Genomic DNA, 514 nt, shown 5'->3' with positions numbered 1-514 from the left:
GCTTACCACTTTGTGATTCATGACTGGGGTGAAGTCGTAACAAGGTAACCGTAGGGGAACCTGCGGTTGGATCACCTCCTTACCTGAAGATACCTTCCCGCGCAGTGTCCACACAGATTGTCTGATAGAAAATAACGAGCAAAGTGTCTTTCGAAGACAGACTTAATTGTCCCCTTCGTCTAGAGGCCCAGGACATCGCCCTTTCACGGCGGTAACAGGGGTTCGAATCCCCTAGGGGACGCCAAAGCTTGGTGACAGGTGAAAGATGTTACCCACATATCTTAAAGATGACTTACGAGTCATGTTTAAGATATTGCTCTTTAACAATCCGGAACAAGCTGAAAATTGAAACGACGCAGCGCGTCATTCCTCCGTAATAAGGAATGGCAGGCGATGCGTTCGAGTCTCTCAAATGCTTGCAATTCGCAGCGTTGTAAAACGCCTGTGGGTTGTGAGGTTAAGCGACTAAGCGTACACGGTGGATGCCCAGGCAGTCAGAGGCGATGAAGGACGT

Annotated in this window: 1 tRNA gene and 1 rRNA gene; both read left to right on the top strand. The window is 49.2% G+C overall.

Annotated elements, in window-relative coordinates:
- Window positions 1–82 (top strand): 16S ribosomal RNA (locus AC0T7J_RS25130); the annotation flags it as partial.
- A gap of 86 nt (window positions 83–168) precedes the next feature.
- A tRNA-Glu gene (locus tag AC0T7J_RS25125) sits at window positions 169–244 on the top strand.
- Window positions 245–514 lie beyond the last annotated feature (270 nt).

The organism is Pantoea sp. E956-1 (assembly GCF_982223955.1).
The sequence above is the reverse complement of the archived record's forward strand: the minus strand, read 5'-3'. Positions and strand labels throughout refer to the sequence as shown.